This window comes from Anaerococcus sp. NML200537, assembly GCF_026131715.1.
Taxonomy (GTDB): domain Bacteria; phylum Bacillota; class Clostridia; order Tissierellales; family Peptoniphilaceae; genus Anaerococcus; species Anaerococcus kampingae.
In genome coordinates this window covers 19,563-35,609 of record NZ_JAMXSL010000009.1, presented here as the reverse complement: position 1 = coordinate 35,609, position 16,047 = coordinate 19,563, and the positions used below count along the sequence as shown (strand labels likewise).

Annotated in this window: 12 protein-coding genes; 8 read left to right on the top strand and 4 right to left on the bottom strand. The window is 31.9% G+C overall.

Annotation, left to right across the window (positions count from 1 at the left end; genetic code table 11):
* Nucleotides 1-7: 7 nt before the first annotated feature.
* The 8 genes from ftsY (at nucleotide 8) to NH288_RS03830 (ending at nucleotide 9,413) form a co-directional block, all read left to right on the top strand.
* Nucleotides 8-1,282, top strand: a complete 1,275-nt coding sequence (gene ftsY / locus NH288_RS03865; protein ID WP_265213229.1) for a signal recognition particle-docking protein FtsY — start codon at nucleotides 8-10, stop codon at nucleotides 1,280-1,282.
* A 129-nt stretch (nucleotides 1,283-1,411) separates the two neighbouring features.
* Nucleotides 1,412-2,254 carry a 30S ribosomal protein S2 gene (rpsB, locus tag NH288_RS03860; RefSeq protein WP_265213228.1) on the top strand — a complete coding sequence of 281 codons (843 nt, stop codon included), beginning with the start codon at nucleotides 1,412-1,414 and terminating at the stop codon, nucleotides 2,252-2,254.
* Nucleotides 2,255-2,268: 14 nt separating this feature from the next.
* Nucleotides 2,269-2,937, top strand: a complete 669-nt coding sequence (gene tsf, locus NH288_RS03855; protein ID WP_265213226.1) for a translation elongation factor Ts — start codon at nucleotides 2,269-2,271, stop codon at nucleotides 2,935-2,937.
* Between the two features lie 263 nt (nucleotides 2,938-3,200).
* Nucleotides 3,201-4,739 carry a Na+/H+ antiporter NhaC gene (gene nhaC / locus NH288_RS03850; protein WP_265213224.1) on the top strand — a complete coding sequence of 513 codons (1,539 nt, stop codon included), beginning with the start codon at nucleotides 3,201-3,203 and terminating at the stop codon, nucleotides 4,737-4,739.
* A 138-nt stretch (nucleotides 4,740-4,877) separates the two neighbouring features.
* A complete protein-coding gene (cysK, locus tag NH288_RS03845; protein ID WP_265213223.1) occupies nucleotides 4,878-5,795 on the top strand; it encodes a cysteine synthase A in 918 nt (305 codons plus the stop codon).
* Nucleotides 5,782-6,309 (top strand): serine O-acetyltransferase EpsC, encoded by a 528-nt coding sequence (gene epsC, locus NH288_RS03840; RefSeq protein ID WP_265213222.1) that lies wholly within the window; start codon nucleotides 5,782-5,784, stop codon nucleotides 6,307-6,309. Before cysK ends, epsC begins: the two co-directional genes overlap by 14 nt.
* Before the next feature lie 102 nt (nucleotides 6,310-6,411).
* Nucleotides 6,412-7,968: a ribonuclease Y gene (gene rny, locus NH288_RS03835; protein ID WP_265213220.1), complete on the top strand. Its 1,557-nt coding sequence runs from the start codon at nucleotides 6,412-6,414 to the stop codon at nucleotides 7,966-7,968.
* 455 nt (nucleotides 7,969-8,423) lie between these two features.
* Nucleotides 8,424-9,413: a tyrosine recombinase XerC gene (locus NH288_RS03830; protein ID WP_265213218.1), complete on the top strand. Its 990-nt coding sequence runs from the start codon at nucleotides 8,424-8,426 to the stop codon at nucleotides 9,411-9,413.
* 44 nt (nucleotides 9,414-9,457) lie between these two features.
* Here the strand turns inward: NH288_RS03830 and NH288_RS03825 are convergent, their stop codons facing one another.
* From NH288_RS03825 to mutS, 4 genes are read right to left on the bottom strand one after another with little or no spacing between them, the layout of a single operon-like run.
* Entirely contained in the window at nucleotides 9,458-10,735 is a 1,278-nt protein-coding gene (locus NH288_RS03825) for an aminotransferase class I/II-fold pyridoxal phosphate-dependent enzyme (RefSeq protein ID WP_265213216.1), read from the bottom strand.
* Nucleotides 10,725-11,669 carry a tRNA (adenosine(37)-N6)-dimethylallyltransferase MiaA gene (gene miaA / locus NH288_RS03820; RefSeq protein ID WP_265213215.1) on the bottom strand — a complete coding sequence of 315 codons (945 nt, stop codon included), beginning with the start codon at nucleotides 11,667-11,669 and terminating at the stop codon, nucleotides 10,725-10,727. Before miaA ends, NH288_RS03825 begins: the two co-directional genes overlap by 11 nt.
* Entirely contained in the window at nucleotides 11,659-13,437 is a 1,779-nt protein-coding gene (gene mutL, locus NH288_RS03815; protein ID WP_265213213.1) for a DNA mismatch repair endonuclease MutL, read from the bottom strand. Before mutL ends, miaA begins: the two co-directional genes overlap by 11 nt.
* Nucleotides 13,437-16,046, bottom strand: coding sequence for a DNA mismatch repair protein MutS (mutS, locus tag NH288_RS03810; RefSeq protein WP_265213211.1), 2,610 nt, complete (start codon nucleotides 16,044-16,046; stop codon nucleotides 13,437-13,439). The genes mutL and mutS overlap by 1 nt, the downstream gene beginning before the upstream one ends.
* Nucleotide 16,047: the final 1 nt, after the last annotated feature.

The following is a 16,047-nucleotide window of genomic DNA, read 5'->3' as shown; positions in this document are numbered from 1 at the left end:
AGTATAAATGTTTGATTTTTTAAGAAGAAAAAAGAAAAAAGATGAAATTGAAAAAAAAGAAGAAATAATAGATGAAAAATCAGAGTTAGAATCCATTGAGGATAAATCTGATAATGAAGAATCTGAAACCATTGATAATAATCTAGATAATGATGATTTCAATACCTATAATTCTTATAATGAATACAACAAATTCAATACTGAAGAAGAAATTCAAAATCAAGAGAAAAAGACTGAGAATAAAGAAAAATCAGGAAGATTCATTGATCTAACAAAAGATGAGAAAACATCAGAATCCATCTCAGATTCCAACGAAGATGAGAAAGTATCAGATTCTATAGGAGATAATGAACCTACAGAAAAAAGTGAATCAATCTTTGAAAGGCTAAAAAAAGGTCTTACAAAAACAAGAGATAATTTCACATCAAATCTTAAGAATTTATTCACAAGGAATGTTAAAATCGACGATGATTTATATGATGAACTAGAAGAAATTTTAATATCTGCTGACATTGGAATGACATCAACAGTTGATATTGTTGATACACTAAGGGATGAAATAAAGAAAAGATCAATAAAAGAAAGTGAGCAAATCTATCCTCTTCTTAAAGAAATAATGATTAGCAAACTAGATGAGAACAATCTTGATAATTCAATCACCTATAAGGAAGGTGATTTAACTGTTATCCTAGTCATAGGAGTAAATGGAGTAGGTAAAACAACAACAATAGGCAAACTCGCTAATAATTTCAAAAAAGAAGGCAAAAACGTAATGCTTGCCGCTGCTGATACATTTAGAGCAGCTGCAATTGAGCAATTGGGTGAATGGGCTCAAAGAGCTAATGTAGAGATGATTGCTGATAAAGAAGGGGCTGATCCATCTGCAGTAATATTTGATGCTATTAAATCTGCAAGAAGCAATGATGTGGATGTTCTTATATGCGATACAGCTGGTAGGCTTCATAATAAGAAAAATCTTATGCAGGAGCTTGATAAAATAAATAGAACTATTGACACCCACGCGGTCAATGCCCATAGGGAAAATCTTTTGGTTCTAGATGCAGCAACTGGCCAAAACGCAGTAAGTCAGCTAAGAGAATTTAAAAATGTTACGGATATAACTGGTCTTATCCTAACAAAACTTGATGGTACAGCCAAAGGAGGAGTAATATTTCCTCTACAAGTAGAAGTTAAAGTACCAGTCAAATATATAGGAGTTGGTGAAGGAATAGACCACTTACAAAAATTTGATTCAAAATCTTTTGTAGAAGCTATGTTTTAATGTTGAAATATAGGTTTTTAGGGGTATACTATATCAGTACTACAACAATCACACTTAGGGATGCTTATATCGTTGCCTATCAGGTTATATAAGCAGTTGAAGTAAGTGGAAGAACAAACGGAGGTAAATATGGCAGTAGTTTCAATGAAAAAATTATTAGAAGCCGGTGTACACTTTGGACACCAAACTAGAAGATGGAACCCTAAAATGGCAAAATACATCTTCACAGAAAGAAACGGTATCTATATAGTTGATCTTCAAAAGACAGCTAACCAAATAGAAGATGCTTACAAAGCTATTAGAGATATAGTAGCTGATGGAGGTAAGGTTCTATTTGTAGGTACAAAAAAACAAGCACAAGACTCTATCCAAACTGAAGCAAAGAGATCTGGTCAATACTATGTATCTCACAGATGGTTAGGTGGAATGCTTACAAACTTCAAAACAATAAGAAAAAGTGTAGAAAAACTTCAAAGATATGAAAAGATGGAAGAAGATGGAACATTTGATCTTCTACCTAAAAAAGAAGTTCTACAATATCAAAAAGAAATGGATAAACTAGAAAGAAACCTTGGCGGTATCAAAGATATGGTTGAACTACCAGATGTATTATTTGTAGTTGATCCAGGTGAAGAATCTATAGCTGTACATGAAGCTAAAATTCTTGGAATCCCAGTAGTTGCAATTGTCGATACAAACTGTGACCCAGATTTAGTTGATATTGCAATACCAGGAAACGATGATGCAATAAGAGCTGTAAAGCTTATAACATCAGTTATGGCAGATGCTGTAATAGAAGCTAATCAAGGTAACGAATTTGACCCATCAGCAGATGAAGAGGCATTTGAAGAAGATACTGAAGAAGCTGATGATTCTATAGAAACTGAAGAAGAAGAAGTTTCTGAAGAAGAACTAAAAGAAGCAGCTGAAGAAATCGAGACACAAGCATTCGAAGAAAACGAAGCAGAATAATAAAGGGGTAAAAGATGGCAATTAGTGCAAAATTAGTAAAAGAATTAAGAGAAAGATCTGGCGCTGGAATGATGGACTGTAAAAAGGCCCTTGAAGAAGCCGGCGGTGATATCGATAAGGCTCAAAAAATCCTTAGAGAAAAAGGTCAAGCTACACTAGATAAAAAAGCAGGTAGAATTGCTGCAGAAGGTGTAATTGGTTCTTACATCCACAATGATAAAATTGGTGTAATTGTAGAAATCAATACTGAAACAGATTTCTCAGCAAACACAGATTCTGTTAAGCAATTTGCTAAAGACCTTGCTATGCACATTGCTGCAAGCAATCCTAAATATATATCAGAAGCAGATGCTGATGAAGCAGATGTAGCTGAACAAAAAGAAATCCTAATCAAACAAGCTATGAATGAGGCAAATGAAAATATGCCAGAAGATAAAAAACAAATGATAGCTGAGAAAAAGGTTGAAGGAAGACTTAAAAAATGGTTCTCTGAAGTATGCCTATTAGATCAAGCATTCATTAAAAATCCTGATCAAACAATAGAACAATTACTAAGAGATACAGCTAATGGTGTTGGAGAAAACATCAAAATTAGAAGATTTGCTAGATTTGAAGTAGGCGAAGGTCTTGAAAAGAAAGAAGAAGACTTCGCAGCAGAAGTAGCAGGTCAAATGAACCTATAATTTAATATTAGGAGATTATATCTCTAATAAATCTCTCATAAGGTGTAGAGTAATGCCTTGTGAGAGATTTTTTTATTAAAAAATATAAACTTAGGCCTCTAAATTCAGCCTATATAGTAGGAGAAGCTAATGACTATTGATGTTCACTAATCTAAGTAATGAGTTATTTAAATAATAAATTAAATTGATAGTTGATTTTTTTATCAATAAAGTGTAGTATATATAGATATAATTTATTACAATAATGTATTTAAGGAGTTATTATGAAAAATGAAACTAAAATTAGACTACCAAATTTATTTGAAGCAGTTCTTCCAATATTTACCATGGTAAGTCTAATGATTTATGTCTTTGTAATCGCCAAAAATGGTGAGGAAAATATTTATGATGCAGCTCACCTTCCACTTATTTGCGGAATTATGGTAGCTTCTCTTGTAGGGCTTATGTGTGGAAGAAGCTTTAGAGAAATGCTTGATGGAATGATAGATAGAATTAGAACAACTCTCGATGCCATTTTAATATTATTAACTGTTGGTTTATTAATATCATCCTTTATGATTTCTGGAAAAATACCTGCCCTAATCTACTATGGTTTAGAGTTGTTAAATCCAAAACTTTTTCTACCAATTGGATGCATAATAACATCTATAGTCAGTCTATCATGCGGGTCATCATGGACTGCAACAGCGACAATAGGTATAGCTTTTATGACTATAGGACAGGGTCTTGGAATAAATCCTGCCATAACTGCTGGTATGGTAATCTCAGGAGCTTACATAGGTGATAAATTCTCTCCTTTATCAGATACAACTAACCTTGCAGCCGGTGTTGCTAAGACAGGTTTATTTGATCATGTAACAGCAATGGTTTCTACAACTGGGCCTACCTTTATTATATCGTTAATCCTTTACACTCTGATAGGGCTAAGGGCTAATATTGTAAACTATGATCCAAATATAGCTGAAGGAATAAAAAGTGCACTCGTAAGCAATTTTAATTTAAATCCACTAGTTCTTTTGCCAATATTATTAATTATTTTACTTTGTGTTTTAAGAATTGAAGGTCTTGCTGGAGTAATTATTTCTGTATGCGTTGGCTTGGTATTTTCAATCATTTTTCAAAAGCAAAGATCTCTAGCTGAAATATTTGCAATTCTCCACTACGGACCAAGTATTGAGACAAGGAATGATTTTGTAGATAAAGCGCTAGCGAAGGGTGGAATGGATAATCAAATGTGGACAGTTAATCTCATACTCCTGGCAGTTTCATTTGGAGGAGCATTAGAAAAAGCTGGTATAATTAAAAAACTTTTCTCTCACTTAAAAGAAAGAATTGATACAGTTGGTGGTCTAGTAGGTTTAACCATGCTTACATCAATTTTCTGTGATGCTACCATGTGCGACCAATTTTTAGGAATTGGAGTACCAGCTCCTTTATACGAAGATAAGTACGATGAACTTGGACTTTCTCGTAATATGTTATCAAGAACTCTAGAAGATGCAGGCACCCTATGGGCTGTAATGTTTCCTTGGACTGCTTGCGGCGCATACCAAATGAAAACACTAGGTGTAAGCCCTATAAAATTCTTCCCTTTTGCATTTGTAAATCTTCTAAATCCAATTTATGCTCTAATTACAGCAATGTTTAAAAGAAATATCTTTTGGGCAGATGGTTCTTATACAAACCTATTTGGTAAAACAAAAATGAAAAAAATAGCAAAAGCACCTGAAGACTCATTAAAATTCGCCTTGGAACAGTTAGATAAATTAAGAAAAACTGGGAAAGCACCTCAATTAAATTAAAATACTTAATGTAGAGAGCCTTGTGCTCTCTTTTTTTATAAAAATTTTAAAAGATTGCTTTTTAAAGTATAGTAAAAATGTAAGAAATAACACTTTAAATCATTTGTTAATGATTATATATAAAAAGAAAGGATATTTATGACTATTAAAAATCATCCAACAGAACTAATAGGTAACACACCATTACTAAAGCTTAATTCTCTTAAAAAAGAGGGAAGAGCTGATATTTATGTAAAGGTAGAAAAAAACAATATAGCTGGTTCTATCAAGGATAGGATTGCTCTTTACATGATAGAAGAAGCAGAAAAAAGTGGAGAATTAAAAAAAGGCGGAACAATTGTAGAACCTACTAGCGGTAACACTGGTGTAGCCCTTGCTGCTCTAGCAGCTGCAAAAGGTTACAACTTAATCCTAACTATGCCTGCATCTATGAGTATAGAAAGAGCAAAACTTGCTATGGCATATGGCGCTAAAGTCATAAGAACTACAGAAGGCGCCTTACAAGGATCCGTTGATAAAGCTAAAGAATTAGCTGAAGAAAACGGCTATTTCATGCCGGACCAATTTTCAAATCCTGCTAATATTAAAGCGCACTACGAAACAACCGGACCTGAAATTCTAGCAGAAATTAGTCCAGATGCCTTTATAGCTGGAGTAGGTACAGGAGGAACTGTAACAGGTGTTGGTAGAAAATTAAAAGAAGCTAACCCAAATACCAAAATATTTGCTATCGAACCTGCTGAAAGTCCACTTTTATCAGGAGGCAAGGCCAGTGGCCATAAGATCCAAGGTATAGGTGGTAACTTCATACCAAAGAACCTTGATTTTGATATAGTCGATGGAATAGTAGATGTAAAAGGTGATGATGCAATAGAAATGTCTAGATTTTTAGCAAATAACGAAGGATTAGCTGTTGGTATATCATCGGGTGCCAATGTTAAAGGCGCTATAGAGATAGCAGATAAATTAGGAGAGGGGAAAGTTGTGGTAACTGTTCTACCTGATACAGGTGAGAGATATCTATCAACTGAGTTATACGGAAATGTTGAATTATAACCAATATAAAGAAGAATTAATAGAAAACGCCCTAAAAAAAGATCCAGCATTAAAGAGTAAAGAGGAGGCAGTCCTCTTCTCTGCTGGAATTAAGGCTCTACTAGCCCATTATATTGCCCATAAATTATTTCTAGAGGGTAAATTGTATGAGGCAGAGGAAACTGCCTATAAAGCTAGAATGGAAACTGGTATTGAAATCCATCCAGGAGCTAAAATAGGACGCAGATGTTACATAGACCATGGAATGGCAACAGTTATTGGAGAAACAGCTGAAATTGGTGATGATGTCTTAATATATCATTCAGTAACTCTAGGCGCAATTACAAATAAAAAAGTTAAAAGGCATCCAACTATCGGTAACAATGTAATGATAGGAGCTGGTGCTGTATTGCTAGGCAATATTCACATAGGAGATAACAGCATGATTGGAGCAAACTCTGTTGTTCTTTCTGATGTTCCAAGTGATTCAACTGCAGTTGGCTCTCCAGCAAGAATAATACCTCACAAAAAGTAGCTTAGGCTGCTTTTTTTATTTCAAATGAAAACTATTTCGTATAATTATAAAAATCGGGTATAATAATTATTGGAATGAATTTTCCATATTATTGGAGGTGATATGATGTTTGATAATTTAAATCCAATAGTTGTTCTCATCATAGTTGTCGCCTTCGTATTGTTAGCTTTTTATTTTGGCTATCTTTATCGTAAGAAAATTGGTGAATCTAAGATTGGTAGTGCCGAAAATTTAAGTAGGCAAATCATAGATGACGCTAATAAACAAGCAGAAGCATTAAGAAGAGAAACTCTAATCGATGCTAAAGATGAAATATCAAAGTTGAAATCTGAAAATGAAGAAATGCTAAATCAAACAAGAGCCGAACTTAACAAAAGAGAAGCACGTTTGATAAAGAAAGAAGAAAGTTTAGACAATAGATCTTTATTGATTGACAAGAAGTCTGATCAAATCTCTAGTGATCAGAAAAAATTGAAACAAAAAGAAGAAAGAATTGACAAGTTAATAGAACAACAAGAGTTGGAGCTACAAAATATCGCTGGACTAACCAACAACGAAGCTAAAGAAATTATATTAGCTAGAGTAAAATCAGAGACAATTCATGAATCAGCTAGAATGATAAAGGAAGCTGAAGAAAGAATTAAATCTGAAAGTAAAAAGATTGCAACAGAAATATTAGCTACCACTATCCAAAGATTCGCCCCAGAGCAAGTTTCAGAGAATACAGTATCTGTAATCTCCCTTCCAAAAGATGAAATGAAAGGTAGAATTATAGGTCGTGAAGGTAGAAATATAAGAGCTTTCGAACAAGCATCAGGAGTAGACCTTATAATAGATGATACTCCAGAAGCAGTAGTGATATCATGTTTTGAACCTGTAAGACGCGAAATAGCCAAAGTTGCACTAGAGAAGTTAATTCAAGATGGAAGAATAAATCCATCTAGAATTGAAGAAATGCTTCAAAAGGCTACAGACGAAGTAGAAGCTAGAATCATAGAAGATGGTGAGGCAGCTGCAGAAAAAGTAGGAATAATGAATCTTCATCCACAGTTAATAAGGCTGGTGGGTAAGATGAAATTTAGAACATCCTACGGTCAAAATATCTTGAATCACTCTGTAGAAGTAGCGCTCTTAGCTGGAATGCTAGCCGAAGAAATAGGTGCTGACGCCCAATTAGCTAGACGTGGTGGGTTGCTACACGATCTTGGTAAAGCGATAGACCAAGAACAAGAAGGTACACACATAACACTGGGTGTAGAAGCAGCTGTAAAATACGGCGAAAACAAATATGTAGTTAACGCTATAGAATCACATCATGGAGATGTTGAACCAAATTGTGTTGAATCAATCCTAGTTCAAACAGCAGACGCAATAAGCGCTGCTAGACCAGGTGCTAGACGTGAAAGTCTTGAAAATTATATCAAGAGACTTGAGAATCTAGAAAAAATTGCAAATTCATTCGATGGTGTTGAAAAATCATTTGCTCTACAAGCTGGTAGAGAGCTAAGAATATTAGTCAAACCAGACAAGGTATCAGATGACGAAATGGTTGTAATTGCTAGAGATATTGCAAAGAAAATCGAAAATGAATTAGAGTATCCAGGTGAAATCAAAGTGAACTTATTAAGAGAGTCCAAAGCGATAGATTTTGCAAAATAATGTTTAATTAATTATTTAAACAAACTGCCAAGTAATTTGGCAGTTTTTTAGTGGAATTTTAAAGGTATAAATACACCATTAAAAATTTAAAATCGCTTAGAAGTCAAAATAGAGCGTGTATATTTTCAATCTCTAATGAAAATTAGTTTTAAGGATTTTAACTTATAAAAATAAAAAATTCAAATCTAAGTTCCAACTTGACCAAAGTTTAAATTACAAATGATACAATCATACTAAAAAAATCCGTAGAAGTACATCATGATAATCATCTTATCCAACGAAATATTTCTTCGAAAAAAGTCTGAGAACAGGATGTACGTCAACTATAAAATTATTGCACAAAATAACAATTTTGTGCAATAATTTGTTATTGATTAATCTTTGAGTATAATATCTATATAAATATTAATGTGAAGTCATTTTAAAGATTTTTATAAATATTATCAGGAGTAATTATGGAAAAATTTGTAAAACCCCTTATACTTATAGACTATCTAAACTATTTAAAATCCATTAAAGGTCTTTCTTCATCTACTATTAAAGAATACGAATATGATCTTATAACGTTTATTGAATTTGAAATTATAAGAAAAATATATTCTGGAGACAAAGACTCTTACATTAAAAATTTTAATTTTACCAAAATAAATTCCTATATAGATAGTAAGTTTTTTGAACAGATGTCCATGCAAGATTTCTATGCATTTCTCTCTTATCTAGACAATGATAAAAATGATTCAGCTACAACTAGGTCAAGAAAAATTTCAGCTATCAAATCTTTCTATAAATATATGTACAATGAAATTGAAATCATAGATACTAACAACGCCACCAAACTCACAAACCCTAAAATCAGCCAAAGACAACCTGTTTATTTAACTCTTGCAGAGACTGAGGTCTTACTTAACGAAATAAATAAAGAAAAGAATGAATTTTTAAGATCTAGAGATCTTGCTATGGTTTTTACCTTCTTAACCACCGGCATGCGTCTATCAGAGTTAGTAAGTATAGACTTATCTGATGTTAATAAAGATAGTTTCAATATTATAGGAAAAGGGAATAAAGAGCGCACGGTTTATTTAACCAAAAATTGCTTAGACCTCATCAATTCCTATATTATAATTAGGTCTGATTATCTTAAAGACGATAATATAAATGCACTATTTATATCTACTAGGAAAAAGAGAATTTCAAATAGAGCTGTCCAGGCTACAATAGACAAATACCTCAAGAAATCCGGCTTTGACACAAGTATATACTCAACCCATAAGTTAAGACACACCGCTGCAACTCTAATGTATAAGTATGGAGATGTTGACATAAGAGCCCTAAAAGATATTTTAGGACATGTCTCAGTATCTACCACACAAATTTACACCCACCTAGATGATGAAGATCTTAAGAATGCAATTAATAAGAACCCTTTATCTAAACTGAACTTATAATAAAAATCGCCCTTATAAGCAAGAAGCTCTTTGGGCGATAAAATTTATATTAAATTATTATTTTTTAATCTGTTTAAGACTATCTTTAGAGCTAATTTCCCATGATAGTAATTAAGTCCACCTTGCAAATAAGCCATATATGGCTCTCTTAATGGTCCATCTGCTGATAGTTCAGATGTAGCACCTTCTACAAACCCTCCAGCAGCCATTATTACAGGGTCTTCATATCCTGGCATTGGGTATGCTTCAGGAATGAAAGTTGAGTCGACAGTACAAGCTTCTTGGATTGACTTACAAAAAGTTTTAAGTTTATCTGGATCTTCTAGTTTTATAGCCAATATTATATCTGACCTTGGATCTTCTAAGCTCGGGGTTACTTCATAACCTAATTTTGTAAACACAGATGCAAATAAAAGTGCTACTTTTATTGATTCTTTAACAACATGCGGAGCAAAATACAATCCTTCTGCTACCAATCTATTTGTTCCAAAGCTTAATCCTTCATCCTTGCCAATACCTGGAGCTGTAAGGGTGTTTGAACAATATTCTATGAGATCGCTTTTACCCGTTATATAACCTCCTGTCACCGCTATTCCCCCACCAAGATTTTTAATTAATGATCCTGCTATTATATCAGCGCCAACTTCTATAGGTTCCTTATCTTCAGTAAATTCTCCATAACAATTATCAATAAAAATAATAACATCTTTGTTGTCTATTCTAATCTCATCTATAGCCTTTTTTATCTCTTCTATTGTAAAGGCTCTTCTTTGGCTGTAACCAGTCGATCTTTGAATTAGAATGACCTTAGTCTTATCATCTATTTTATCTTTAATCTCTTCATATTTGATTGATCCATCATCATTTAAGTCAAGTTTATCATACAAGATTCCCTTTTCAAGCAAGGTTCCTTTTTTATTTCCAGCTATACCTATTACTTGCTGCATTGTATCATATGGATCATCAGTTATAGATAGAAGTTTATCACCATAGTTTAATAGTGAAAATAAAACGATAGAAAGAGCATGAGTACCTGATACAATAGAGGGTCTTACCAAACTATCCTCAGACTTAAAGATACTTGAAAAGATATTTTCTATAGTATCCCTACCAGTATCTGCATATCCATAACCTGTGGAAGAGTTAAAATCACTTGTTTGCAAAGCATTCTTATTAAAAGCACTCAGAACCTTAGCTTGGTTAAATTCACTAATAGCCTCGTGCTTTTCAAATATTTCTCTTAATTCTTTCTCTGAGTCTTCTATAATTTTATCAAAAGAATCATCTAAATTATAATTATCGTAAATATCATTATAGTCCATAAACATCCTTTATTATGCTTTCTATTATCATTCCTGCGTCTTCTTTACTAAGTTTGTCCATTAGTATCTCGTGGCAAAATGGATAATTCTTATATCTTTTCATCCATGTTATTTGTCTTTTTGCGTATCGTCTTGTATTTTGAGCGATAGTTTCTATTAACTCATCCTTATTTATTTCTTCATTTATATATGGAAATATTTCCTTGTATCCTATTGCAGACATAGACTGGTTATCAGGTGTAAGATTAAACCTTTCAATCAAATATTTAAATTCTTCAATAAGGCCTTGGTCAATCATTTGCTCAACTCTAATGTTGATTTTTTTATACAATATATCTCTACTCTCGTAATTTAAGAAAAACAAAATAGGGTCTATATCATTATTTAGGACTCTTTCTCCAGTCCTTTGAACTGAAGCCTTTACACCTGTTTCCTTATAAATTTCAAGAGCTCTTATTATTCTATTCCTCTCATTCGGATGATATTTACTTGCACTTTCTGGATCAACCTCCTTTAGTTTCTCAAATAAATAATCATTTCCAAATTCATCTGCTTCAGAATCTAACTTATCTCTTAATTCTTGATTTTTACTAACATTCCCATAATTCATATCAAATAAAATAGAATCTATATAAAATCCAGTTCCACCTGTCATAATCGGGGTAAGACCATTATCATTTAATTTTCTAATAATGTTAAGGGCCTCATTTCTAAAATCTTCAACTGTAAAATTCTCATCTGGATTAACAAGATTTATTAGATGATGATCCACCGTGAAATCATCAACCTTGTTTGTTCCTATATCCATATATCTGTAGACTTGTTGACTATCAGAAGAAATTATTTGGCTGTTTATTTTTCTAGCTAAATTTATAGCTATATCACTCTTTCCACTTGCAGTAGGACCTGTTATTATTATAAGTTTATCTTTCAAAATATTTCTCCAAATCTTTACTTTCTATCATAATTAAAGTAGCTTGTCCATCGTAATTTTTATATGGATTTTCCTCGTCCATAAGCTTTTTATAAAGTGATAAAGCCTCTTCTTCGTTTATTGTGTGGCCTTTTCTAAATGATAAAGCCTTTGCTAATTTTCTAAATTTTTTATATAAAAATTTATTTGAGTCATCATAATCTATATCTAGCAAATCATAAAAGAAATCTCCATTTTCTGGCAAATCAAATATCAAAGGCATTTCTCTTATTATTAATTTACTATTCGTAATAAAATCTAAATCAAAACCCATATTCTCAAAAAGTTGGACCTTATCTTTAACTCTTTTTACATCATCGACTTTAAGTTCTATGACTATTGGATCTGTGAGAACCTGTTTTGCTATATTCCCTTCTTTAAATTCCCTAATATATTTAGACATCCTAACTTTCTCATCCGCTCTTCTATGATCGAGTATATAGGCTTTACCTTTTTCTTCAAAGATTGAATACCTTGAAAATAAACTTGTCTTATAAGTTGGTATATCGTCTATAAATTTCTCTTCGATAACTTCTTCATGAAAATCATTATTTTCTTCTAAATCCTCTAAATCCAATGGTAAAGATTCATCAAAAAAGTTATCAGAATATTCAGTCGAATAATCCCTCGGACTTTCTCTAATTAAATTTTCAACTGGAGAGTATTTGTCAAGTATAGCCTTATAATCACTAAAATCAAGACTTTTATTTTCCTTGGGACTTTCCTGTCTAATGGTTTTTATATCTTTATTTTTTTGAAAAGTCTTATTAATTGAATTAGTTATGAGATCAATAAGTTCTGCCTCGTAGGAGAATTTAACTATTTTTTTATTAGGATGAATATTTACATCTATATTTTTGGGATTGGTATCTATAAATAAGAAGAAGGCTGGGTACCTTCCACTTGGAATCAAGCCTTGATATTGATATTCTATTGCCCAATTTATTTCATCATTTTCAATTAACCTTTTATTTGCAAATATATATTGCATCGATCTGTTTCCACGATAATAGTTTGAGTTTGATATATATGCTTTTATCTTAAAAATATCATTATTATCACTTAATTCTATCAAATTTTCTTCAAGTAAACTATCTAAAAGGTCTGCAATACTTAACTTGAATGATGTATTTGAACTTGATCTAAATTGTAATCTATCATCTTTTATATATTTAAATGATATATCTTGATAACCTATAGCAAAAGCATATAGAAGCTTTGTAATTTTATTCGACTCTGCTAGGTCAGATTTTAAGAATTTTCTCCTAGCAGGTATATTATAAAATAAGTCTTCTACTATAATACTTGTACCTTTATTTGTAGCAATCGAGCTCTTGCTGGCATCTTTTGAGTTTATCACAAGCTTACTACCTATAGGTGAATCTTCAGTCTTAGAAATAGCGGTAAGCTTACTCACGGCTGCTATGCTTGGAAGTGCTTCACCTCTAAAACCCAATGAGGAAATCTTATACAAATCGTCAAAAGCAGTAATTTTACTTGTAGCATGTTTTTTAAAGGCAAGTTCCATCTGATCACTTTCGATACCAGAACCATCATCAGTAACCCTTATATATGACTTGCCACCATTTCTTATTTCAATGGTTATATTTTTACTATTTGCATCAATCGAATTTTCAACTAGTTCTTTGACAACAGAAAGAGGAGATTCTATTACCTCTCCTGCAGCTATTTTTTCAATTGTATCTTTATCAAGTCTAATTATAGGCACTATAATTCACCTATTCTTTCTATTAATATATTAAGTTTATTTAGGGCTTCAAGGGGAGTAAGCTCGTTAATATTTATCTCCTCTGATAAATTTCTTAAATCCTCTAATCTTTTATCCTTTATTTCATCAATTGAATTTTTAAGCTCTTTTTGCTTGTCTACCTCGTAGAAATCCTCATTTGATAATCTATTCATTATATTATTTGCATTATCTATTATCTCATCAGGTAACCCGCTTAGTTTAGCGACTTCTATACCATAGGACCTGTCAGATTTTCCCTTACTTATCTTTCTTAAAAACACTAAGTTATTATTTTCTTCAAGTATTTCTATTTTAAGATTTGTTACATTATCAAGTTCATTTTCTAGAATAGTTAATTCATGAAAATGAGTAGCAAAAACAGTTTTAACCTTTTTATGCTTTGACAAGTATTCAACCAAGGCCATAGCAATGCTTAGGCCATCATCAGAGCTTGTTCCCCTACCAACTTCATCCAGAATAACAAAAGATTTATCTGTGGAATTTTCCAAAATATTAGAAACTTCATTCATCTCAAGCATAAAGGTAGACTGACCTTTTGATATATTATCACTTGCACCAATCCTTGTAAATATCTTATCGCAAATCCCTATTTGGGCACTCTTTGCAGGCACAAATGAACCGATTTGAGCCATTATTATTATAAGTGCAGTTTGCCTCATATATGTTGATTTACCTGCCATATTAGGACCAGTAATAATCTGTATTAGATTTTCATCCTGTCCAATATCTGTATCATTAGCTATAAATTCATTTTCTTTTAGATTTATTTCTATAACAGGATGTCTACCCGATTCTATCTTTATTACAGGCTCGTCATTTATTATTGGTTTAACATAATTATGTTTTACTGCTATTTTAGCTAAAGAATTGATTGAATCAATATTAGCTATCATTTTTGATAGGGCTTGAAGTCTTGATGTTGATTCTAATATTTTATCTACAATATTATTAAAAAGCTCATATTCAAGGATATTAATCTTATCCTTACCGTTTAGGATAAGTGAGCTAATATTTTCTAGCTCTTCTGTAGTATATCTTTCCTGATTTTTAAGCGTTTGTTTTCTTATATATGTCTTATCAACCTTATCAGTGTTAGATTTTGTAACCTCGATAGAATAACCATTATTTTTGTTATAGATGATTTTTAGACTCTTAATTCCGGTAAGATCTCTTTGTTCCTTTTCATAGGTTAAAAGCCTTTCTTCCGCGTTATTAGATAGGTTTTTCAATTCATCAAGGTCTTTGTTATAGTTTTCTTTTATTAAATTTCCCTCAGTTATTGTTATAGGAGGTTCAATTACTATTGATTTATCAATTAAATCATAAATATCACCAATATCTGGTAGATTAATACCTAGAGCTGATATTAACTTATTATTGGAATTTTTTAGTATTTCTTTTAGCTTGGGAATGTCCTTCAAGGAATTTTTTAGGGAAATTAAATCCCTTGCATTTGCTCTTTTATAAGAGATTTTAGCAAGTATTCTTTCTAAATCATATATGCTATCAAAAATATTAGACACATTCCTAGATAAAATATTATCCTTATAAAATCCACCCACTAAGTCAAGCCTTCGTTGTATCTTATCCCTATCTATTAAGGGTCTTTCTAACCAATCGTGAATTAACCTAGATCCCATTACTGTATCTGCCTCATCTAATAAAGAAATTAGTGTGTTTTCCTTACTATTGTTGTTTAAATTCCTTGTAAGCTCGAGGTTTTTTCTCGTATTAGCTTCTATTTCCATATATTCATTGATCTTTAAAAGTTCAATATTATTAATATGTTCTAATTTTTCATTGTAGTACTTATATATATAGTCAAGTAGATTTGCTAAAGAAATTATTGCAAGTCTCTTATCTGATATCTTTTCTAAATTTTCCTTACCCAAATATTTGACTATGGTTTTTATCCTATTTTCAAAATCACTAGTAAAATTAATGTAGTTAAGAAAAATATTGTTATTTAAATTAAAGTATTGTTTTAAATCTTGATTGGAATAATTTGAATTTATAACTAGTTCAGCTGGATTTATCTTTTCAATTTGATCAATCGCTTTTTTACCTAAGCTCTTGCTTAAGGCTTTTATTTCAAGACATACAAGCTTTCCTGTAGATATATCACAATAAGACATGGCTATACCATATTCATTTTCAAAAATTGATAAAAGATAGTTGTTTTCTTTCCTATCAAGAGATTCTATATCGGTTAAAGTTCCTGGAGTTATTACCTTAGTTATAGCTCTCTTTACAAGGCCCTTAGCCTCTTTTGGATCTTCTACCTGATCACATAAGGCTACCTTATATCCTTTTTTCACAAGTTTATTTACATAAGTATCGACTACATGATGAGGTACACCACACATAGGCGCCCTATCCTCGTGACCACATTCTTTTCCTGTCAAGGTCAAAGACAATACTTTAGCAGTTATTATAGCATCATCAAAAAAAGTTTCATAAAAATCACCCACTCTATAAAGGAGTAAGGCATCTTTAAAATCTTTTTTCATATCTACATAGTGCTTTAACATTGGAGTTAACTTTTCATATTTAAACTTGCTTTTCATC